Raw genomic sequence first — 20,909 nt, forward strand, 5'->3', positions numbered from 1 at the left:
GGATGCTCTTGTGAAAATTTTTGAAGTGCTATTCTGCAGCTTCCGCTTCTGGAGCTTCGCCACCTTCGGTAGCTTCTCCTTCAGCACCTTCTACTCCTTCTTCATCTTCATCTTCAAGCTCTTCATCAACAGAAGTTCTAGAAGCTTTCACCTGAACGATAGCGGTACTATCTGGGTGCAAGAAAGTGTAATCGTCGTTCAAAATACTTTCTACTGCAATGGTCTGACCGATTCTCAGCTTGGAAATATCCACAGTGATAAAATCGGGAAGCAATGCAGGCAATGCACGGATGGATAGTTTACGCTTTCTGAAAAGCAAACGTCCACCGTTTCTCACACCAGGAGAGTTTCCTTCCAAACGAACAGGAATTCTCATGGTAATTGGTTTGTCCTCGAACAACTGGTAGAAATCTACGTGTAGGATGTTGTCGGTTACAGGGTGGAATTGAATATCCTGCAATACGGCGTCAAATTTTTGACCATCTTCCAATTCAATTACCGTGGTGTAGGCATTTGGGGTGTACACCAAGTCTTTGAATGCGATTTCATCAGCTGAAAAATGCACTGGTTTATCCCCTCCGTACAGCACGCAAGGGACCTTTCCAGCATTACGTAAGGCTTTGGTAGCAACCTTGCCCACGCTTTCTCTTTGGGATCCTTTGATTGTAATTGACTTCATAATCTGCTATTAATGTTTAATTTATGATAAAATTTATCTTCGAAGTGCTAGGCGTTGTCAGCCTGAGCGTAGTCGAAGGCTACATTAAAAATTTTGATGATATTGACGTATTGTGGTGAACCCTGTGCATCACATCGGCAAAGAGATCGGCACACGACAATATCTTTATTTTCTTTTGGCTTTGGTCCACAGGAATGGAATCGGTAACGATCAGTTCTGTTAATTTGGACTCTTGAATGCGCTCATACGCCTTGCCCGAAAGCAATCCATGTGTTGTAACGGCACGTACGCTTTCCGCTCCCCGTTCCATCATCAGGTCGGCCGCTTTGGTAAGTGTTCCGGCAGTATCGACCATATCATCAACCAAAACCACATTTTTACCTTGGACATCGCCAATAAGTTCCATGTGGGAAATAACATTTGCTTTCGCTCTTTGCTTGTAACAAATCACCACATCACATTCCAAAGCTTTGGAATAGGCGTATGCCCTTTTGGAACCGCCCATATCGGGGGATGCTATACAAAGATTGTCCAAGTGCAACCCCTTTAAATAAGGCAAGAAAAGTGTGGATGCAAATAAATGGTCCACGGGCTTTTCAAAAAACCCTTGTATCTGGTCTGCATGGAGATCCATGGTGATGATTCTGGTGGCACCGGCGGTTTCCAGCATTTTGGCGACCAATTTGGCGGCAATGGGAACACGCGGTTTGTCCTTACGGTCTTGTCTTGCCCAACCAAAATAGGGCATAACGGCGGTAATGTGCCGTGCCGAGGCCCTTTTGGCCGCATCGAGCATCAGCAACATTTCCATCAAGTTTTCGGAACTGGGGTTGGTGGAGCCGATAATAAAAATACGCGCTCCCCTAATGGACTCCTCAAAGGAGGGCTGGAACTCTCCATCGCTGTATCTGGAGAATTGAACTTTTCCCAATTCAGCTCCGTAGGAGGCAGCGATTTTGTTGCCCAGCTCAACACTTTGTGTGCAAGCAAATATTTTAGGTTCCGGGACTTGATATGCCATTACAATTTCTTGTTAGCTAGCGTTTTAACGTACTTATAAATAAGGAGGTGCAAATTTAAAAATTAAATTGGGTTGCTAAAGGATAAATCCAAGTATTTTTTGGCGATATATAAAATTATTTTTTTAGCTTTGCACTCGCATTTGAAAATGTGGTACCGATGCCTTGGTGGCGGAATTGGTAGACGCGCTGGATTCAAAATCCAGTTCCTTCGGGAGTGTGGGTTCGATTCCCACCCAAGGTACTGCAAAAAAACCCTTAAAATCATTGATTTTGAGGGTTTTTGCTTTTTAGGCTGCCAGCAATTCCTTCTCCAGCGCAATAAAATGCGTAAGCTCCTTTTGGGAATCGTAAAGGGGCAATATTTGAATTTTGCAGAGATAAGGCTCCCCGTTCTTTCGGTGGTTGATTACGGAACCACTATACGTGTTGGTTGCCTTTAGTTGTTCCCTAATTTCGTTGGTAGTGCTTTTTGGGGTTTCCTTGCCCTGAAGAAAACTGGGCCGTTTGCCGATAGCGAAATGTTTGGTGTAACCGGTCATTTGCGTGAAACCATCGTTTACCCAAACAATGTGTTGCTTGGGGCAGGTTACCACCAAGGTGTCGTAGTTTTCCTCCAATATCAGGTTTTGGATATGGGACCCAAGATTTCCGTTAAGCACTTCCCGAAGATGTTTTAGGTCCTCCTCCTTTTTTAAGGTCTTCACCAATCGATGGTAAGCCTCCAAGTAGAAATCAAAACTCAGTAACGGGGAAATGGCCCTGTTAGCCGTAATCAACATACTCAAAATGATTTACTTGGGTCAAAAATAAAAACATTATTGAATGCTGATGGACTTTCATCAAACATTTTTTGGTGAAGGGCCTGTATGGCTTGAAAAACGATTGCCTGTTTCCAAAGGATGTTTCCATCGTTAAAATGGGCCAATGTTCGGTGTTTACTGGGACGATGAACAAGCGACCTAAAAATTGTTAAAGAACTGTGAAAAAGTATTTGGAAAAAATCGGTTTTGGCGTCAATTTTTCGGAGCCCTTGATTTACGTTTGTTCCCATGGTTTTTTATCGGTGAAAAACCCAAATGTTGATAAAAGTGTTAAGAACCTAATCGGGTCAACTTAAAATTTAAGTAAAGAAAATAGGAATTTTACAGTCAAGCTATTTTTTTCAACTCCAAACCGTTTTCTTCATGCAGATTACTCAGATAACTAAAAGGGATTTTAGCACGCAAGATTTTGACTTGCACAAGATTACAAACGCAATCTTGAAGGCTATGACGGCCGTGGAACATGGCCAGATCAATGATGCGCAGACCATTGCCGACAACGTCAACCAAGTGTTGTTGGAACGTAAGAGAGAAGATGAACACTACGTACCCACTGTGGAGGAAGTGCAGGACGTGGTGGAGAACGAACTTATGGACAGTGAGTTCCACGATGCGGCAAAAGCCTACATTATTTACAGGAACAAAAGGGCCCAGATGCGTGAGTCGAATATCTTCGAAAAACGTATCAACCTAAAGCCCTATGAGTACCCGCAATTGTATGAATATGTACCTGCGATCAGACACTCGTATTGGATTCATACGGAATTCAATTTTACCAGCGATATCCAGGATTTTAAATCGGGGTTGACGGATGTGGAGCGCAGCGCCATCAAAAATACGATGTTGGCCATTTCCCAAATCGAGGTGGCCGTAAAAAGTTTCTGGGGCGATATCTACCACAGAATGCCCAAACCAGAAATCGGATCTGTTGGAGCCACCTTCGCCGAGAGTGAGGTGCGCCACCACGATGCCTATTCACACCTTTTGGAGATTTTGGGATTGAACAAGGAGTTCGAAAACTTGAAGAAAAAGCCGGTAATCATGAAACGGGTGCAGTATTTGGAGACTGCGCTCAAAAATGCCAAAAGTGAGAACGATAGGGAGTATGCCGAATCCATCTTGTTGTTCTCCCTATTTATCGAGCACGTTTCCCTGTTTTCCCAGTTCTTGATCATTATGGCGTTCAACAAACACAAAAATGTGTTGAAAGGAATTTCCAATGTAGTGGAGGCCACATCCAAGGAAGAACAGATTCATGGCGATTTTGGAATCGATGTGATCAATATCATCAAAAAAGAACACCCAGAGTGGTTCGATGATGAGTACAAGGAAATGATCCAGGATATCTGTGAGAAGGCATTTGATGCGGAGAGCAAAATAGTGGACTGGATCTTTGAAGAGGGCGAATTGGATTTCTTGCCCAAAAACTTGGTGAACGAGTTCATTAAGAACAGATTCAACAATTCGTTGGAGAGCATAGGAATCCCGAAAATATTCGACGTCGATCAAAAACTATTGGAACAGACCGAATGGTTCGACGACGAGATCATAGGAACAAAACACGGAGACTTTTTTGTAAAAAGATCCATCAACTATAGCAAAAGAACACAAAGTATAACTAGCGACGACCTTTTTTAATTATGGAGAAGAGAACACAAATAACCCCGACCGCAGACCAAAAGCAGGACAATAAAACACAAGAGCTTGTAAACGCAAGGAAAGACACCTTGTCTAAGCTAAAGAACGAAGAAAGCAAAGGCTTTGAATGGTTGAACGAATACAGCCGAAAATTTCTGGCATCCGGATATTTGACCGAAGGGGTGTCCCCAGAGGAACGAATCCGAGAAATCGGGGATAGGGCAGAGGAGATTTTGGGAATTCCGGGATACTCCGATAAGTTTTACGGCTATATGTCCGAAGGCTTTTTCTCTTTGGCCTCTCCAGTATGGTCCAATTTTGGAAAAAAGCGCGGGTTGCCCATCAGTTGCTTTGGTTCCCATATCGATGATGACATGGGGAACATCCTGTATACCCAGTCGGAGGTAGGGATGATGTCCAAACTTGGAGGAGGAACTTCGGGTTATTTTGGAAAAATAAGGCATAGGGGAGCACCCGTTAAAAATAACGGTCAAGCCTCCGGTGCCGTACATATTATGCAGTTGTTCGAGTCCATGGTAGATGTGGTAAGCCAGGGGTCGGTTCGTCGCGGTCGTTTTTCTCCATACCTGCCCATTGACCATAAGGACATCATGGAGTTTTTGGAAATCGGAACCGAAGGGAACCCAATCCAACAATTGACACATGGGGTTACCGTAACCAACCAATGGATGCAGGAAATGGTGGATGGAGATGCGGAAAAAAGAACCGTTTGGGCAAAAGTGTTGCAAAGAAGGGGAGAAATGGGATATCCTTATGTATTCTTCACCGACAACGCCAACGATGGTGCTGCCGATGTGTATAAGGACAAAAAGCACCGCATTCACGCCAGTAACCTGTGTACCGAGATCATGTTGCCTTCCAGTGATGATTGGTCCTTCGTGTGCGTACTTTCAAGCGTGAACTTGCTGCACTACGATAAGTGGAAAAAGACCGATGCCGTAGAGACCATGGTGCATTTCTTGGATGCCGTGATTACCGAATTTATTGAAAAATTGGAGGAATACAGGGATTCTTCGGATAGGGAAGACCAACAAACCTTCCTGTTTATGGAGCGTGCCTATAATTTCGCCAAGCAAAACCGTGCTTTGGGTCTAGGTGTATTGGGCTGGCACTCCTTGCTACAGTCTAAAAGATTGGCCTTTGATAGTCAGGAGGCTTACAACTTGAACAGTGAAATTTTTAGGGAAATTAAAGAGCGCTCCTACAAGGCATCAGAGCAGTTGGCAGAGCGTTTTGGCGAGCCCGATGTATTGAAAGGGTATGGAAGACGCAATGCTACCTTGAACGCCATTGCGCCGACCACTTCTTCCGCCTTTATTTTGGGACAGGTTTCACAAGGAATCGAGCCCATCTGGAGCAATTGTTACGTTAAGGATATTGCCAAGATCAAAGTGACCATTAAGAACCCATACCTCATGGACCTTTTGGAAGAAAAGGGTCAAAATACCCCAGAAGTATGGAAGAGCATCCGTGATATGGATGGTTCCGTGCAGCATTTGGATTTCTTGACCGAAGAGGAAAAGGCGGTCTTCAAAACCTATTCTGAGTTGGACCAATTGGATATCATTTACCAAGCGGCCAACAGACAGAATCATATCGATCAAGGGCAGTCGGTGAACATTATTGTACACCCCGATATGCCTACCAAGGAAATCAACAAAATCCACGTTACCGCATGGAAATTGGGATTGAAGTCCTTGTACTATCAGCACAGCATGAATGCCGCGCAAAAATTCAAACAAAAGAAAGATTGTGTGAGCTGCGAAGCATAACAATCCTATCAATTGAATACTTAAAAAGGGACCTGTTTCAGGTCCCTTTTTCATGTAAGGTCATCCATTTCGATTTCTTGTATCCGGAATCGCAGCCGTTTCAGCTTTCACCAAAAGGACAAAATGCCACAACGAATAGCGTGTTTCTCTCTTCATTTATCGGTGATTTCACAACAAAAGCCACTTGCCCTACAACATAACTTCCCATTTTAGGCCAGTTCTTGATAAGTTTGGGTAAGCCTTGCCAGATAAGGAAAACCTCATCAACCCAGCTATGATCAAACCTCAGTCACTGCCTGTTTTCAGGAACTTTTTTTTGACAGTTTTCCTCCTGTTGGCTGTTTTTCATCAAGGATATGCTCAAGACTGTGCGGTGAACGCAGGTCCAGACCTTACTTTTGACCAAGCCACCTCCGTCTTTTTGAATGCAGACACACCAGCTGTTGGTACGGGCACTTGGACACAATTATCCGGCCCCACCTTGGTCACCTTTGCAGATGCCAATAATCCCAGCACCCAGGTTTTCAACATGGGCTTGGGCATCTATATTTTTGAATGGACCGTCTCCGATATTAGTTGTAATACCGCATCCGACACTGTGGGGATAACCATAGAGGGGATTGACCTTGAAATGGAAATGTTAGCCAGTAATACATTGCCCACCATTGGTGAAGTGGTCAACTTTACCATACATCTGAGCAATTTTGGAGATGTGGATGCCACCAATGTGACCATAGCCAATTTGGTGCCCAATGGTTTTGATAATGTGACCGCCATAAATAATAGCGGAACCTTTAGCTTTTTAACGGATGAAGTCACTTGGACGGGATTGACCGTCCCAGTGGGAAACAATACGGTTACTTTAAGCTTTAATGCTACCGTACAGACCCCAACGGGGACGCTAGGTGAGTTCACTCACATCGGGGAAGTCGTTTTTGCCAATCAGTTGGATAGCGATAGTAGCCCCAATAACGATGATGGAGATCAAAGCGAAGATGATGAAGCTAATGTCACTGCAGCGCCTTTGCAGGCCGATCTTTCATTGACCAAATCGGTAGTGGGCGGTGATTTGTCCCCTTTTGTGGGGCAGCAGATTTCCTTTGAGATTTCGATTTCCAACGCTGGTCCACATGATGCAACGAATGTAAGGGTGGTAGACCAGTTGCTCTCCGGCTTCAATTTTGTTTCCTATGCAGCAACGACAGGAACTTACAGTCCCGTAAGCGGCTTTTGGGAGGTGGGAACCCTGCCCAACGGAGCTACGGAAACATTGACCATCGATGTGATGGTCAATCCCTCCGGCAATTACACCAACACTACCCAAGTCATCGCTTCCGATGCCTATGATATCGATTCCACTCCGTCCAATGGAGTGTCTTCAGAAGATGACCAGAGCGATGTAGTGGTCGCCCCAGCACCATTGATAGACCTTTCACTCACCAAAACAATCGATAAATCGCCCCCATTGGTTAGCGATAACGTCAGGTTCACCTTAACAGTGAGCAACGACGGCCCAAGTGATGCCACTTCGGTGGAGGTGACCGATTTGTTGCCTTCTGGCTACACTTATGTTTCTGACAATGGGGGAGGCGCCTACAACGACATTTCGGGTGTATGGGATATTGGTACCGTTGCCAACGGAAGTTCGGCCACTTTAAGCATACTGGCCACGGTCAATGCATCAGGAGATTACAATAACATAGCTGAAATTACCGCACATGATCAAAATGATGTGGATTCCAGCCCCAACAACAACATACCGGGCGAGGACGACCAAGATGGTGTTTCGGTGGTTCCAGAACCTTTGGTAGATATTTTCGTGACCAAAACTGTGGATGAACTGATTCCCGAAGTAGGTCAGGAGATTGTGTTTACGGTCACTGTGGGCAACGATGGACCAAGTGATGCCACCAATGTGGTAGTGACCGATATTTTGGCCTCTGGATACCAATTGGTAAATGCCGTTCCATCCACGGGAACCTATAATGCGACCAATGGTTCGTGGGTAGTAGGCAGTTTGCCCAATGGCAGCTCTGAAACCTTGGCTATTACCGTGGACGTATTACAGACAGGAAATTATATCAATACGGCTGAATTGACCAATGTGGCGGAGAACGATGTGGATTCCAGTCCAAATAATAACAATGAAGCCGAGGATGATCAGCAAACGGTGGAACCGATTGTGGTCCCCGTGGCAGATCTATTATTGCGGAAATCGGTCAACCAACTGAGCCCATTTGTTGGTCAGGATGTCATTTTCACCATAAATATTACCAATTTGGGTCCTAGCGATGCCACTGGGGTGGAGGTCTTGGACCTATTGCCGGATGGATATACCTATGTTTCCCATGGCACGACTGCTGGTTTGTATAGCGCAAGCTCTGGAATGTGGACACTCAACGGGACTCTCGCCGATGGAAGTACAGAAACATTGACCATCGTCGCCTCGGTAAATAATACCGGAGATTATTTTAATGTGACCGAAGTTTTTGCTTCCGATCAATTTGACCCCAATTCAATACCGAACAATAACAACATCTTTGAAAATGATCAAGACAGTGCTGGGACCACACCAGTTCCATCAGCCGACCTGAATGTAGCGATAAACGTGGACAATACAGTTCCCGATGTGGCCACTCAAATCACCTTTACCACAACATTGACCAACGAGGGCCCGAGCGATGCGATTGGAGTGCAAGTGACTCAAATTGTGCCAGATGGGTTCACCTATGTTTCCGACGATTCTGGAGGAGCATTTAACCCTTCCACCGGACTATGGAATCTGGGTAATGTTCCTTTGGAATCCCAAGCAGAGTTGAACGTTGTGGTTGAAGTAAATCCAACAGGCGACTATGTTTTTGGGGCAGAAGTGACCAATGCCATCCTGTTTGATGCAGATTCCACACCGGGCAACGGAGTGCTGTCCGAGGACGATCAGGATGAATTGGCTGTCACACCAAGGCATGTAACCGATGTGTCCGTATCGAAAGTGGTGAACAATTTGAATCCCGAGGTGGGTGATGAACTCCTCTTTACAATTCAAGTACAAAACGATGGCCCCAATGATGCTTCAGGATTGATCATTGAAGACGAATTGGAAGATGGCTATCAATTTGTTTCAGCAGTAACCTCAGCAGGTGTCTACGATGAAATTGCAGGGTCCTGGGAATTACCTTTTCTGGCCAATGGAGCATTACAAACCTTGGAAATTCGGGCCATTGTAAAATCAACAGGCAACTATAAGAACAAGGCAGAACTCATTGCATTGGACACGTATGATCCCGATTCCACACCCAATAATAACTTGGGTTCCGAGGATGATCAGGCAACGGTGGTTCCTGTTCCCGGTGGACTGGCCGATCTATCACTGACCAAAACAGTGGATAAAACGACACCCAATGTAGGGGAAGTGGTTCGTTTTGTGGTCAGTTTGACAAACAATGGTCCCTCCGATGCCAGAGATGTAGTGGTCACTGATATATTGCCTTCAGGGTATAGATATCAATCCCATACCACAACGGCGGGTATTTATGATGCAACTTCGGGAATCTGGAACCTGAACAGAAGGGTCCTGAGCCAGGATACGGAAAGTTTGGAAGTTTTAGCGATGGTAAATCCGCCAACAGGGTCGGAAGATGAGTATCGCAATGAGGCCTTTGTATCATCAAGTTTATATCCCGATCCCGATAGCGATCCATCCACTGTTATGGATGAGGATGATTTTATGGACGGTGTTGTGGATGACGACGAAGCAACTGCCTCTGTTGCACCACAGACCACCGATTTGGCCATCACAAAATCCGTAGATAATCCAGAGCCAAATATTGGGGATGAGGTGACTTTTGAAATCACTGTGACCAATTTAGGTGTTGATGATGCAACGCAGATTGGGGTACAGGAGGAATTGCCCTTGGGGTATCAATTTGTGAGTGCGGAAACTTCAACGGGAACTTATGATGCCGATGCTTCCTTTTGGGAAATCGAGTCCTTGCCCGTATCCGGAACCGCCACGCTATTGTTAACCGTTGAGGTTATGGATGTTGAGGACTATCAAAACATTGTGAATATCGCCTATGTGGATCAATGGGATATCAATGAGGACAATAATAGGGCAGAAGCTTCGGTTGCCCCCAGTTGTTTGGTCGTCTACAACGAGTTCTCTCCTAATGGCGATGGTGTGAACGACTTTTTTAAGATTGATTGTATTTCCCGTTACCCCAATAACTCATTGCAGATATATAATCGGTGGGGGAATATCGTCTATCAAACAAGATCCTATAAAAATGATTGGGACGGAACGCCAAATGGTCGTGCCATGGTCCAGCCCGAAGACCAACTCCCTGTGGGTACCTACTATTACATTTTGGATTTGGGCGACGGGTCGGAACCACGAACAGATTGGTTGTATTTAAACAGATAAGCATGGGGATTTCAAGGATACATATTACCAAGAAAATAAGGAGAATCTGTTTGATTATGCTCTACGCAACCCCTTTGGTCAGCTTTGCACAGCAGGACCCCCAGTTTACCCAGTACATGTACAATACCATGAGCGTGAACCCTGCCTTTGCAGGTTCCAATGGGCATTTGACCGCCCTATTGTTGCACCGCTCCCAATGGGTCGGTCTTAATGGGGCGCCAAACACACAAGTACTCGCTGTGGATACACCTATGGAACACAAATTGGGTCTCGGCGGAATCATTTCAAGGGATGCTCTTGGTCCTTCTTCTGAAATTTCGGTGGATGGAAACGTGTCTTACACCATTCAACTGGACAGTGCCAACAGAAAGCTATCCTTTGGGATGAAATTGGGCGGTCGCATTTTTGATGTGGATTTCTCCCGCGGACTTACGGATGATGCGGATGTGGCCTTTCAAAACAACATCAAAAGTAAATTTTTCCCCACCATAGGTGCCGGACTATACTACGATACCAAAAAGGGATATTTGGGATTTGCCATTCCCAATTTTTTCTCGCAAAAGCACTACGATGGGGAGGAGCAGGAAATAGCAGCGGAGCGTTTGCACTATTATTTTATTGGCGGAAAGGTAGTGGACTTAACGCCCGATGTTAAACTCAAGCCCGCTTTCTTTGTAAAATGGGTGCCCGGCGCACCGATTATTGCAGATGTTTCGGTGAACGCCATGCTCAAGGAAACTTTTCTATTTGGATTGGCTTATCGCTGGGACGACTCTTTCTCTACCTTGCTAGGGATGCAAATCGATGCCAATTTTAGCGCTGGTTATGCCTATGATCTTACCACCTCCAACTTGGCAAATTATAGCGGAGGCTCGCACGAGCTATTTGTTCGCTATGAGTTCAAATCATCAAAAAAGAAGCAAGAAGAACCGACTTTTTAGCCCTTGGCGAGTTAAATGGTTACTTTCGGCCGTAAATAGTCAGTATCTTTGAGGTATAGGAGGTTGAAAACCAATTTACAATGGAAAGGAACGAACTGTATCCAATTTTTTTAAAAGTGGCCAATTTGAACGTCCTAATTGTGGGCGGTGGCAATGTGGGACTGGAAAAATTGACCTTTTTACTGAAGTCCAGCCCAAACGCCAAAGTGCAGATGGTAGCTCCGGAATTTTTGCCCGCTACCTTGGAGTTGGCCCAAAAACATCAGGTGACGATTACAAAAGATGTGTACCGTACCGAATATTTGGATGGGAAGCACATGGTGGTGGCATGTACCGATAAGCCGGAGGTGAACGAGCAGGTGTACCACGAGTGCAGAGAACGAAGTACCTTAGTGAATGTGGCCGATAACCCTCCTTTTTGCGATTTTTATATGGGTGGAATCGTGACCAAGGGGAATGTAAAGGTGGCCATTTCCACCAATGGAAAGTCCCCGACCACTGCTAAACGCTTGCGTCAATTTTTTGAGGACGTGATTCCTGAAAATATCGATGATTTGGTGCAAAACCTAAACGAATATCGCAAAACCCTAAAGGGTGATTTCGAGGAAAAGGTGGAAGCCTTGAACGAGTTTACCAAAGGGTTGGTGAACAAGAAGGATTAATCCCTTACAGACGCTTCATCGCCTCAATGAGGTCATCCCTTTTTCTTGGCGAAATGTTTACCTGAAGGTCGTTTTCCATTATAAGATAACCTCCATCGGTCTTTACATATTTTTTCACTTTTCGCAAGTTGACAAGGTAGCTGTTGTGTACACGCATAAAGTTATACTCGGCAAGCATTTGTTCACATTCCTTTAAGTGCTTGCTTACCATGGGTATTTCCCCGCTGTCCATCATAAAACAGGTATAGGAACCATCAGCTTTACAGGCGATAACATCCTTGATTTCTATAAACTCCATACCCGTGGTGGTACCAATGGTGGTAAAGTTTTCTTGCAAGGCTTCGTCCAAATCTAGGCCATCAAAATTGTCCACATCTTGGGTAGCATTCAAATCATAGGTTTCTTCCTCGCCGTTTTCGTTGTTGATGCGACCTATATCAGTAATGGAAAGCCCTAATTTGAGCTTGTATTTATTTACCCCTCTGTTGGGTTTTGGATTGCCATTGGCATCCATTAGGGTGTATTTGGCATGGTCGGGGCGCCATTCGTAAACCAATCCTAGGTCAGCTCCAAAACCCGATGAGGAACTAAAACTCAAAAGGTCGTCCAATACATCACTGCCTTCCGAAAAATCCCTGCCCTGTGTTAACTGACCTGTGGTGGTTATTTGCCTTGGGGCTGCATTATAATCCAAGCTAATGTCCGAACCGTTGATGTAATTATGGCGTATGCCGGAAAGGTACTTAACGGTAAGACCCCCTTTAAAAAAGTGCTCTTCCCTGTCGGACAACACACGCGCATAAGTGGCACCTATTTCTGTCCAAAGGTTTAACTGACCGGAGATATTGCCCTCGTTTACAAAGAAATCCTCGTTCTCATTGAAACCACCTTCTTTATCGATAGTGTTTCCGTTGACATCATCAATGTTTAAAAAGATGCGTCCTCTGGTATAAACTGCTATGGAGTGTTTTTGCGACATGCTCAACATGGTCGCTGGTCCGAGGATATCCAAATTGGCGGCCAAGAAGTTATTGTTTTTTGGGGATTTGCTCGCTTCATCGAAGGTGTTTTCAAAATCCCGAAATAGGTCGCCTAAATTGGCACCTAGATAGTCGTTGCCAAAAAAGGCACTGACACCTGCAAGGTTCACGTCCAACTTTAGACGGGAGTCTGCAATGTTAGCAGGGTTGGAAAGAATTCCATGCACCCCGTTGTAATTGTCTTCCAAAAATCCCGAATAGGATTGGGATTGTGCTTTTTGCATTGTTAGTATCAAGAAAAGACCTGCTAATATCTTTCCTGAAAACATCATTTTATTTTTCATCGTTTATGTATTGCTATTGGTTTTCACCTTTTTAAAGGGAACAAAGAGAATACAAATAGCAATACGCAAAGGGCTCCAATTAACGGATGGGGGTTCTGATCTGACGGATGAGGCTTTTGATCTGACGGATGCAGATTTGGACAGGATTTTTCCTACTCTGATGATGTGGATAGGGAACAAACAAAAAAACCATTACAACCAAGGAATCTTTCGATTCCTTGGCGTAACGGAAACCTCAACTAAACTAAACACTTTTATGACTATCAGTCGTCAAAAGTGAATTGCTATATGTGCATGCGTTATATTGACCTTGCTTATGAATATGCACTAACGCTTAAATGCATGACAAACATACAATCGAAAGTTTGAAAAAATTGTGGCCAATTGACGAATGCCCCTTCTGATCTGACGGATGGCCCTTCTGATCTGACGGATGAAAAATAAGCACAAAAAAACAGCCCGATCGAGCTGTTTTTTGTGATGTAAAGTATGACTTTGTTTTTAGGAAACTTCTTCTACAGATGCATCGGGAGCATTTTTTTTCACAGAGGCAATACCATTTTCCATGGCAGATTCGCTGGAATACATTTCACTGTTTCCTATAACCTGACCGTTGGATGCTTTCAGGTTAAAGTAGGGACTTCCATCCTTTGCCTTGTTTCTTTCAAAATTATCGTCGTCCTGCGCATGTTTTTTCACAGAATCGATACCGTTTTCGCAAGCGGCTTTGGAAGAGTACCCTTGGCTGCTCAAAATTACCTGTCCGTTCCCGGCCTTCAAATTGAACCTGAACTTTCCGGATTTATCGGTTTTAATCTCAAATTTTCCCATACTTATTTGTTTTATGAACTAAATCTAGAGATTTTCTTAAAAAATGACCAATAAATACAATGAAAAATGATGATTGACCAAGCTTTTTCCCTTTTTGAGAATATTGATTCAGAGCAATCCATAAAAAAAGGAGGCAAATTGCCTCCTTTTACATCATTTTAGGTCGGGTTTACACCCTAATCTGTCCATCCCCAAATACATAGTATTTGTTGGTGACCAATTGCTTGAGACCCAATGGACCTCTGTGGTGCAATTTATCGGTGCTGATGGCCAATTCTGCCCCAACGCCCATTTGTCCCCCATCGGTGAATCGGGTGGAGGCGTTCTGGTACACAGCGGCACAGTCTATATTTTCCATGAAGGTTCTGGCCACTTCATTGTTCTCTGTCATAATGGAAGCGGAGTGTCCACCGGAATTTTTATTGATTTTAGCAATAGCCTCGTCAATATTGTCCACGGCACCGATAACACACTTCATGGCCAAAAATTCCTCTTGCCAAATAGCTTCATCGGTTATGGTGTCTTCGTTGGTCAACGTTTTTTTGACTTCATCATCTACCGTTATGGAAACATTGTTGGCAGTTAAGACCTTCTGTAGTTCTTTTAACTTATCTTCATACCCATCGATTTGGGTATCCATCAAAATTTTGTCCAATGCATTACAGGCAGAAATCTTGTGGGTCTTTGCGTTCAAGATCACTTTCAAACTTTTTTCCCAATCCGCTTCTTTGTGTACATAAAGGAAATTGTTCCCCCTTCCGCTAATCAGTACGGCGCACTTGGCGTGTTCTTTTACAAATGCGATCAAGCGTTCACCGCCACGGGGTACGATAAGGTCCAGATCTTGGTCTGGATTTCGTAAAAAATCTTGTGTTTGGGTCCTGTCCATTTCCAAGAACTGGATAAAATCCTTGGGCAAGCCATTCTCGGTGAGTGCTTGGTGCCAAAACTTGACCAAAGCCTTGTTGCTATGGTAGGCTTCCTTACCTCCTTTGAGTAAAATTTTGTTATTTGCCTTAAAGGCAAGTACGGCCGCTTCCACGGTCACATCGGGACGGGACTCATAAATGATCATGATGGTACCAAAGGGTGCCGTTCTGTTGATGATTTTAAGCCCGTTGTCCAATTCCCTTGTGGAAATTTCCTTGTTCACGGGGTCATCTTGCAGGCGCACCTCTTTCACGGCCTGAATCATTTGGTCTACCTTCTTTTGGTCCACTACCAAGCGATCGTACAAGGCTTGGTCGTCCCGATTAAAGGCGTCGAGGTCTTTTTTGTTGGCTTGGAGCAGTTCGTCCCGATTTTCATCGAGAATGCGCTCCATGTCCTGTAATACTTTATTTTTTAAATCTGTTTTTAATAATTTCATTACTGTTATTTTGAAACTTCTGTTCCTACGTTCTTTCCTTCGATTACATCCAAGATTACGTTTTCGCGTTTTCCGTTAACGATGTATGAAGGTATGTTGGCTGCTGCCGCTTTTTGGGCATAGTTCAATTTTGAACCCATGCCGCCACGGCCTTCACCTTCTTGCTTGTTTCCTTCTTCTATGTATTTGTCCAAATCTTCCTTGGGTTCGACTTTGTCGATTACCTTGGAATCTTCCTTTTCCGGATGTCCGTCGTAAAGCCCATCAATATCTGTCATAAGAATCAGTTTGTCGGCTTTCATCAACTGGGCCAACAAGGTGGCCAGCTCATCATTGTCCGAGAACATGGACATGGATACGGATACCGCATCGTCTTCATTGGCAATTGGGATTACACCTTCGGAGAGCAATCCTTCCAAGCAATTGATCATGTTGTCGCGATGCACACCAGGGTTAAAATCCCTTTTGGTGGGGAGTACTTGGGCACACTTCATTCCGTAATCCCCAAAGATGTTGTAATAATGTCTCATCATTCTGGGTTGGCCAATGGCAGAATATACCTGTCGTCGTTGGGTCTTATCCTTGATTTTGGCTTTTCCCAGCACCTCTTTACCGGCGATTACCGATCCAGAGGAAACCAAAATGGTCATAATGTCCCGCTCATATAGTTCGGCAATTTGTTGTACCAAACTGTTGAGCACTGGTCTTACGATTCTATTGTCTTTATTGGTCATCACATTGGTACCTACTTTAATGACCACTAGTTCTTTGTACATGGTTTAGTATTCTTCGCCAAGTTCCACAGCTCTACCGAATGCTGCGAAGGCGGCTTCTTTGATTAATTCGTTTACATTGTTGTCTTCCATGGAATCCAAGGCGGCCCGAGTGGTTCCTCCTTTGGAGGCGACCATCTCCATCCAGGTGTCGGGGTTTAGGTTGTTCTGGTTGAACAATTCCACCGCACCGGTAAAGGTTTGGCTCACCAAAACCTTGGAAACATTTTCTGAAAATCCCATTTGCAGGGCGGCCTCCATCATGCTCTGCATAAAATAGAATACGTAGGCCGGACCACTTCCGGAAATACCTGTAGAGGCATCAATGAACTTTTCATTTTTTACCCGAAGCGATTTTCCCGTGGTGTCCAACAATCCTTCGACCATAAAAAGCTCCAAACGGGAAACTTCTTCTGCGGACACGTAGCTGGTGAGACCCTTGCCTACCTGAGCGGGCAAATTGGGCATCGCACGGACCACTTTTTTGATTCCCAAGGCTTCTTGGATATAGTTAATGGTGACCCCTGCCATGATCGAAATGAACAATTGCTCGGGATTCACCAGTTTCTTCATGCGTTGGAAGAGTTCTTCGGCATGATAGGGTTTAACGGCCAAAAAAATGATGTCGGCCTGCGGTACACAGTCCTCAATCTTATCAATGGCATCGAAATAGGCAATTTTACCTACTTCTTCGAGTCTTTCTTTTGACTTGTCCAATACCATAATGTTGCGTTTCTTCAACAGTTTGGATTTAGACATACCTGTGGCATAGGTAAGCCCCATGTTACCTGCGCCAATAACCAATACTTTCATTGTTTTTATTAAAGGGTTATATAATAAATTAAAATGGTGTTATGCGAGTACGTTGCAATCCTTGCAATCCTTAATCTTTCCATAATACGTGGAACGATAGCGGTGCAAAGTGCGGACGGGAAGCCCCATAATATACCTTCTTATGTACGTGACACGGGTGGTAAGCTCCCCCATTTTAACGCTGTAGCGCTTTTCATATCTGGTTTCCCTTTTAATTCTTGAAAGTCTCATTTTGTTGTTGTTGATACTTTTTGTTTTTGATGTTATTGGTCTTCCTGTTCGTTCAGGAATTGTTCCTTGTATTGTGCCTTTTTCAATGTTTTTCGGCGTTCTACTGATTTTTTTGTGTATTCTTGACGGTCACGAATTTGGTCCAAACGCTTGGTGTTACGGTATTTCCGCTTATAGCGTTTGAGCGCTCGTTCGATACTTTCGCCTGGTTTTACTTCAATTTTTAACATATACTGATTTATCTGTTCAATCTCATTTCTAGATGGGTTGCTTTGAACCCCTTTTCTTCAAAAAATTCTTTATTGGGATACTGGTTTTCACCTGTAATGTGAACGGCAACATCCCCTTTGCAATATTGGAGCGTATAGTCCAATAGTTTTTTTTCGATATCGTTTTTGCGGTGGTCTCTGTGAATCACAAAGAACACCAAGAAATTTTCTGGGATATAATCGCCCATCCCTGTTTTGTTCACAACGGCCAAGCCCAAAATGTCATCTTTCTCTTCCATGGCAAAAACATACCCTCCCAATCCGGGAATGTCTTTGGTGGAATACTGGATAGCCTTTCTAATGGCTTTTTTGGTGGCTTTTTTTCCTTCTTGATGATCAAAAAGAAAATTGGCAAACCGGTCAGCTTCCATGGTAGAAAGTCTAGTATAGGCATCGTAGGTTTTGATTACCATGCTTTTGTTTTGAACGATGATGGATTAAGTTTTAGTTAATGGTTAAAATAGGGCCAACAGGAATTCCGGAAATATTGCTTTGCGGGCTTCCTTGGTTACAGAGCTACTTCCCAAATGGGAAGGTAATTATAGGGTAGGCGGAATGAATTTATCTGGCTGGTTTCGAAATACCAGATATTGAAAACTTAGAATCCTGCAATTTTTTCTCTCGTGGAGCTTGACGTTCATCGGGGCAAAGGTAAGCAATGCTGCCCTTAAATCCCAATAATACTGGGCTTTATGTTTTTTCTAACGTTCGTCATGCAGCGTTTAACGCCTATGCAAACGTTATAGTTGGCATTTACTTTTGTTTCACCCCTTTAATTTGAATGATGAACAAAATGGGTTCTCTTATACACAAAACCTTCCACGAAAATATTATTCAATCTTTCCTACCTTATTTCTTATAGATTTACAAAACCCTTTGTTTCCGATTCGGATGTCTCCTTTACGGAACCACTTTTTCCAATTTTGAAGAAAGAAACCAATTTGGCGTTTTCATGGTCCCAATAATAGGCGTTGTCCATATTCACACTGATCAGGGCCAAATCCTCATCATTCTTTCCCTTGAACCAATTTAGCAAATGGGAATTCCATAATTCTTCTCTCTTTTGCTTCGCGATGATATGTGTTGCATTGCCGAATATGGAAATATACTGGTCATCATCTTCATCTGCATACAAGAGTTGAACTCGGTTATCCTGCTCAATGTCGTTGAATAGGCCACTTTTCTTGGAAACAAAAAACCAAAGGTCACCCTTTTCATCCATCTGTTGTATGGTCATTGGGCAAACGGAAAAAGGTGTTTTGTCCAAGTCACTGGCCATCATTACCGTTTTTTGTTCGTCGATCATAGTCCTAATTTTTCTCAGGCCTTCTGGGTTGTTCATATAATTCTTCTTATCCATTATTTTGTATGTGTTGATTTCTATTTTCAGTTCAAGGAAATACTGCTACAAAACAAACTTTGCGGCTAGCAAATCCTTTTTCCTCATGGGAATATAGGGTGTTAACTCGGTTTAGCTTAGCTCAATAGCGAGGAAGGTTAACGGTATCCATTAATTTTTGATAGGAAAGTGAATAACGACAAAATAACAGGGGAAAGAAAAAGCTAAGTGATGGGGGCAAAAACCAAAAAAGCTCCGATTTCTCGGAGCTTTTTGCGGTCTGGACGGGACTCGAACCCGCGACCCCCTGCGTGACAGGCAGGTATTCTAACCAACTGAACTACCAGACCAATGATTTTATCTTTGTGGGACTCCTGCAACAGCGGGATTCAAATCTTGTTCAATGCTTTTTTAAAGCGAGTGCAAATATACATTCTCATTTCGGATATGGCAAAACATTTTTTCAAAAAAAGCATTAGCCAAATTTTTGCCGCTCTATCATAAAGGAATTCAACACTTGTGAGAAGTCGGAGCGAACATCCACACCCACATATTTTATTTGATATTGCGCGCATTTCATCTGGAGCTCCTTTTGGTATTCGGACACTTTTTCCGAGTAGGCCTTTTTAATGGAATCGGCATAAACATCGATGTGGGCACCCGTTTCCACATCCACAAAACGTTTGGGGGCATTGTCAAAATCAAATCGAAGCTCGTGTTGGTGGTCCAATAGGTGAAAAAGGACCACCGAATGCTTGTTGTATTTTAAATGGCGCAAGGCCTCAAAGAGTTTTTCTTCTTCCGTTTCTGTCTGGAACATGTCCGTGAACAGAAATAGTAGACTTCGTCGATGTATCTTTTCTGCTATCTGATGGAGAAAGGTGTAGGTTTTGGTGGTCTGGCTTTGGTTTTTATGGGCAACCACTTCATTCAATTTGGAATACAGCATTTGAAAGTGCCGCTCACTGTTCTTTTCCGAGGCATGGAACTCATAGCTATCCGAATAAATACTTAGGCCCACCGCATCACGTTGTTTTTTCAATACCTGCATCAACGCAGCAATGGATAGCACGCCAAAACCTATTTTGTTGAGGTTGTCCAGCGCATAATCCTTTACCTCGGGGTAATACATGGAAGTAGAGTTGTCCAAGATCATGTGGCAGCGCAGATTGGTCTCATCCTCAAAACGTTTGGTGTACAAACGGTCAGTTCGGGCGAACAGTTTCCAATCAATGTGTTTGGTGCTCTGTCCAGGATTGTAAATCTTGTGCTCCGCAAACTCGGCAGAAAAGCCATGGAAAGGACTTTTGTGGATACCACTGATAAAGCCCTCCACAATCTGATGAGCCAAAAGCTCCAAATTTTGGAAAAGATATGCTTTGCTAAGTTCCGACCGTACGTCCATAATTCATTTCAACAGCAATTGGTTTGATTTCGATTTAACATCAACGGTTGTCAGGTCGAGCTGTCACATCGAGCGCAGTCGAGATGCGAGACCTCGTTCATTACTAAAATACAATAGGCCTCTCGGCTGCGCTTGAAATGTCATTTGTTAACATCAAACGTAATAACCAATTCGTATGGTTTATGAACACAAGATAAAGTAAAAAAGGCTTGGCAAATGCCAAACCTTTTTTAAAATCTATTTATCCAAACAATTATTACAACGCTGCATCGATTGCATCCGTGTACACTTTCTTGGGAGATACGCCTACTTGACGGTTTACTACCTCACCATCTTTAAATACCAATACGGTAGGGATGTTACGAACACCGTATTTGGCTGCAAACTGTTGGTTTGCATCAACATCTACCTTACCTACAACAGCTTTGCCCTCGTATTCCTGTCCAACTTCTTCAATGATCGGACCTACCATTCTACAAGGCCCGCACCATGCTGCCCAAAAGTCAACTAGGACAGGCTTGTCACTTTTTAAAACTACTTCGTCAAAAGTTGCATCTGTTATTTCTAGTGCCATCTTAT

General features: G+C 43.8%; 19 protein-coding genes and 2 tRNA genes. 6 read left to right on the forward strand and 15 right to left on the reverse strand.

Annotation, left to right across the window (positions count from 1 at the left end):
* Positions 1–28: 28 nt before the first annotated feature.
* Both GGE08_RS03720 and GGE08_RS03725 read right to left on the reverse strand, forming a co-directional pair.
* Entirely contained in the window at positions 29–679 is a 651-nt protein-coding gene (locus GGE08_RS03720) for a 50S ribosomal protein L25/general stress protein Ctc (RefSeq protein WP_179383543.1), read from the reverse strand.
* 79 nt (positions 680–758) lie between these two features.
* Entirely contained in the window at positions 759–1,700 is a 942-nt protein-coding gene (locus tag GGE08_RS03725; RefSeq protein ID WP_179383544.1) for a ribose-phosphate pyrophosphokinase, read from the reverse strand.
* Positions 1,701–1,860: 160 nt separating this feature from the next.
* Here GGE08_RS03725 and GGE08_RS03730 point away from each other — a divergent pair.
* Positions 1,861–1,942: transfer RNA gene (locus tag GGE08_RS03730), tRNA-Leu, on the forward strand.
* 46 nt (positions 1,943–1,988) lie between these two features.
* Here the strand turns inward: GGE08_RS03730 and GGE08_RS03735 are convergent.
* Positions 1,989–2,480, reverse strand: a complete 492-nt coding sequence (locus tag GGE08_RS03735; protein ID WP_179383545.1) for a PAS domain-containing protein — start codon at positions 2,478–2,480, stop codon at positions 1,989–1,991.
* Positions 2,481–2,885: 405 nt separating this feature from the next.
* Here GGE08_RS03735 and GGE08_RS03740 point away from each other — a divergent pair, with 405 nt between their 5' ends.
* The 5 genes from GGE08_RS03740 to GGE08_RS03760 all read left to right on the forward strand — a co-directional run bounded on the left by GGE08_RS03740 (position 2,886) and on the right by GGE08_RS03760 (position 11,976).
* Positions 2,886–4,160 (forward strand): ribonucleotide-diphosphate reductase subunit beta, encoded by a 1,275-nt coding sequence (locus tag GGE08_RS03740; RefSeq protein ID WP_179383546.1) that lies wholly within the window; start codon positions 2,886–2,888, stop codon positions 4,158–4,160.
* A 2-nt stretch (positions 4,161–4,162) separates the two neighbouring features.
* On the forward strand, positions 4,163–5,953 hold the full coding sequence (locus tag GGE08_RS03745; RefSeq protein ID WP_179383547.1) for a ribonucleoside-diphosphate reductase subunit alpha: 1,791 nt from the start codon (positions 4,163–4,165) through the stop codon (positions 5,951–5,953).
* Positions 5,954–6,227: 274 nt separating this feature from the next.
* Positions 6,228–10,373, forward strand: a complete 4,146-nt coding sequence (locus tag GGE08_RS03750) for a gliding motility-associated C-terminal domain-containing protein (protein WP_179383548.1) — start codon at positions 6,228–6,230, stop codon at positions 10,371–10,373.
* 2 nt (positions 10,374–10,375) lie between these two features.
* Positions 10,376–11,314 (forward strand): type IX secretion system membrane protein PorP/SprF, encoded by a 939-nt coding sequence (locus tag GGE08_RS03755; protein WP_179383549.1) that lies wholly within the window; start codon positions 10,376–10,378, stop codon positions 11,312–11,314.
* A gap of 80 nt (positions 11,315–11,394) precedes the next feature.
* Complete coding sequence (locus tag GGE08_RS03760; RefSeq protein ID WP_179383550.1) at positions 11,395–11,976, forward strand: bifunctional precorrin-2 dehydrogenase/sirohydrochlorin ferrochelatase; 582 nt, start codon at positions 11,395–11,397, stop codon at positions 11,974–11,976.
* Positions 11,977–11,980: 4 nt separating this feature from the next.
* On the opposite strand, the gene GGE08_RS16070 is transcribed toward GGE08_RS03760, so the two are convergent.
* From GGE08_RS16070 to trxA, 12 genes are all read right to left on the reverse strand, one after another.
* On the reverse strand, positions 11,981–13,240 hold the full coding sequence (locus GGE08_RS16070) for a DUF5723 family protein (RefSeq protein WP_257023944.1): 1,260 nt from the start codon (positions 13,238–13,240) through the stop codon (positions 11,981–11,983).
* A 561-nt stretch (positions 13,241–13,801) separates the two neighbouring features.
* On the reverse strand, positions 13,802–14,131 hold the full coding sequence (locus tag GGE08_RS03770) for a YegP family protein (protein ID WP_179383551.1): 330 nt from the start codon (positions 14,129–14,131) through the stop codon (positions 13,802–13,804).
* A 169-nt stretch (positions 14,132–14,300) separates the two neighbouring features.
* A complete protein-coding gene (locus tag GGE08_RS03775; RefSeq protein ID WP_179383552.1) occupies positions 14,301–15,500 on the reverse strand; it encodes a glutamate-5-semialdehyde dehydrogenase in 1,200 nt (399 codons plus the stop codon).
* Positions 15,501–15,505: 5 nt separating this feature from the next.
* Entirely contained in the window at positions 15,506–16,276 is a 771-nt protein-coding gene (gene proB / locus GGE08_RS03780; protein ID WP_179383553.1) for a glutamate 5-kinase, read from the reverse strand.
* A gap of 3 nt (positions 16,277–16,279) precedes the next feature.
* Positions 16,280–17,086 carry a pyrroline-5-carboxylate reductase gene (proC, locus tag GGE08_RS03785; RefSeq protein WP_179383554.1) on the reverse strand — a complete coding sequence of 269 codons (807 nt, stop codon included), beginning with the start codon at positions 17,084–17,086 and terminating at the stop codon, positions 16,280–16,282.
* A 39-nt stretch (positions 17,087–17,125) separates the two neighbouring features.
* Entirely contained in the window at positions 17,126–17,317 is a 192-nt protein-coding gene (locus GGE08_RS03790) for a hypothetical protein (protein ID WP_179383555.1), read from the reverse strand.
* A gap of 32 nt (positions 17,318–17,349) precedes the next feature.
* Positions 17,350–17,547 carry a 30S ribosomal protein S21 gene (gene rpsU, locus GGE08_RS03795; RefSeq protein WP_127140807.1) on the reverse strand — a complete coding sequence of 66 codons (198 nt, stop codon included), beginning with the start codon at positions 17,545–17,547 and terminating at the stop codon, positions 17,350–17,352.
* 8 nt (positions 17,548–17,555) lie between these two features.
* Positions 17,556–17,999: a GNAT family N-acetyltransferase gene (locus GGE08_RS03800; protein ID WP_179383556.1), complete on the reverse strand. Its 444-nt coding sequence runs from the start codon at positions 17,997–17,999 to the stop codon at positions 17,556–17,558.
* Positions 18,000–18,442: 443 nt separating this feature from the next.
* Positions 18,443–18,946, reverse strand: a complete 504-nt coding sequence (locus tag GGE08_RS03805) for a pyridoxamine 5'-phosphate oxidase family protein (protein WP_179383557.1) — start codon at positions 18,944–18,946, stop codon at positions 18,443–18,445.
* A 255-nt stretch (positions 18,947–19,201) separates the two neighbouring features.
* Positions 19,202–19,275 (reverse strand) — tRNA-Asp (locus GGE08_RS03810).
* Between the two features lie 125 nt (positions 19,276–19,400).
* A complete protein-coding gene (locus GGE08_RS03815) occupies positions 19,401–20,330 on the reverse strand; it encodes a DUF58 domain-containing protein (protein ID WP_179383558.1) in 930 nt (309 codons plus the stop codon).
* Positions 20,331–20,586: 256 nt separating this feature from the next.
* Positions 20,587–20,904 (reverse strand): thioredoxin, encoded by a 318-nt coding sequence (trxA, locus tag GGE08_RS03820; protein ID WP_127142161.1) that lies wholly within the window; start codon positions 20,902–20,904, stop codon positions 20,587–20,589.
* Positions 20,905–20,909 lie beyond the last annotated feature (5 nt).

The sequence above is a fragment of the Allomuricauda sp. ARW1Y1 genome, assembly GCF_013407935.1.
Taxonomy (GTDB): domain Bacteria; phylum Bacteroidota; class Bacteroidia; order Flavobacteriales; family Flavobacteriaceae; genus Flagellimonas.

What these genes read in the sequence shown, in the direction of transcription:
- GGE08_RS03735 (WP_179383545.1), bottom strand. Translation starts at nt 2,480, where the DNA reads ATGTTGATTACGGCTAACAGGGCCATTTCCCCGTTACTGAGTTTTGAT.
- GGE08_RS03790 (WP_179383555.1), bottom strand. Translation starts at nt 17,317, where the DNA reads ATGAGACTTTCAAGAATTAAAAGGGAAACCAGATATGAAAAGCGCTAC.
- GGE08_RS03740 (WP_179383546.1), top strand. Translation starts at nt 2,886, where the DNA reads ATGCAGATTACTCAGATAACTAAAAGGGATTTTAGCACGCAAGATTTT.
- GGE08_RS03770 (WP_179383551.1), bottom strand. Translation starts at nt 14,131, where the DNA reads ATGGGAAAATTTGAGATTAAAACCGATAAATCCGGAAAGTTCAGGTTC.
- GGE08_RS03760 (WP_179383550.1), top strand. Translation starts at nt 11,395, where the DNA reads ATGGAAAGGAACGAACTGTATCCAATTTTTTTAAAAGTGGCCAATTTG.
- GGE08_RS03805 (WP_179383557.1), bottom strand. Translation starts at nt 18,946, where the DNA reads ATGGATAAGAAGAATTATATGAACAACCCAGAAGGCCTGAGAAAAATT.
- trxA (WP_127142161.1), bottom strand. Translation starts at nt 20,904, where the DNA reads ATGGCACTAGAAATAACAGATGCAACTTTTGACGAAGTAGTTTTAAAA.
- GGE08_RS03725 (WP_179383544.1), bottom strand. Translation starts at nt 1,700, where the DNA reads ATGGCATATCAAGTCCCGGAACCTAAAATATTTGCTTGCACACAAAGT.
- proB (WP_179383553.1), bottom strand. Translation starts at nt 16,276, where the DNA reads ATGTACAAAGAACTAGTGGTCATTAAAGTAGGTACCAATGTGATGACC.
- GGE08_RS03750 (WP_179383548.1), top strand. Translation starts at nt 6,228, where the DNA reads ATGATCAAACCTCAGTCACTGCCTGTTTTCAGGAACTTTTTTTTGACA.
- GGE08_RS03775 (WP_179383552.1), bottom strand. Translation starts at nt 15,500, where the DNA reads ATGAAATTATTAAAAACAGATTTAAAAAATAAAGTATTACAGGACATG.
- GGE08_RS03755 (WP_179383549.1), top strand. Translation starts at nt 10,376, where the DNA reads ATGGGGATTTCAAGGATACATATTACCAAGAAAATAAGGAGAATCTGT.
- rpsU (WP_127140807.1), bottom strand. Translation starts at nt 17,547, where the DNA reads ATGTTAAAAATTGAAGTAAAACCAGGCGAAAGTATCGAACGAGCGCTC.
- GGE08_RS03745 (WP_179383547.1), top strand. Translation starts at nt 4,163, where the DNA reads ATGGAGAAGAGAACACAAATAACCCCGACCGCAGACCAAAAGCAGGAC.
- proC (WP_179383554.1), bottom strand. Translation starts at nt 17,086, where the DNA reads ATGAAAGTATTGGTTATTGGCGCAGGTAACATGGGGCTTACCTATGCC.
- GGE08_RS03815 (WP_179383558.1), bottom strand. Translation starts at nt 20,330, where the DNA reads ATGGACGTACGGTCGGAACTTAGCAAAGCATATCTTTTCCAAAATTTG.
- GGE08_RS03800 (WP_179383556.1), bottom strand. Translation starts at nt 17,999, where the DNA reads ATGGTAATCAAAACCTACGATGCCTATACTAGACTTTCTACCATGGAA.
- GGE08_RS16070 (WP_257023944.1), bottom strand. Translation starts at nt 13,240, where the DNA reads ATGCAAAAAGCACAATCCCAATCCTATTCGGGATTTTTGGAAGACAAT.
- GGE08_RS03720 (WP_179383543.1), bottom strand. Translation starts at nt 679, where the DNA reads ATGAAGTCAATTACAATCAAAGGATCCCAAAGAGAAAGCGTGGGCAAG.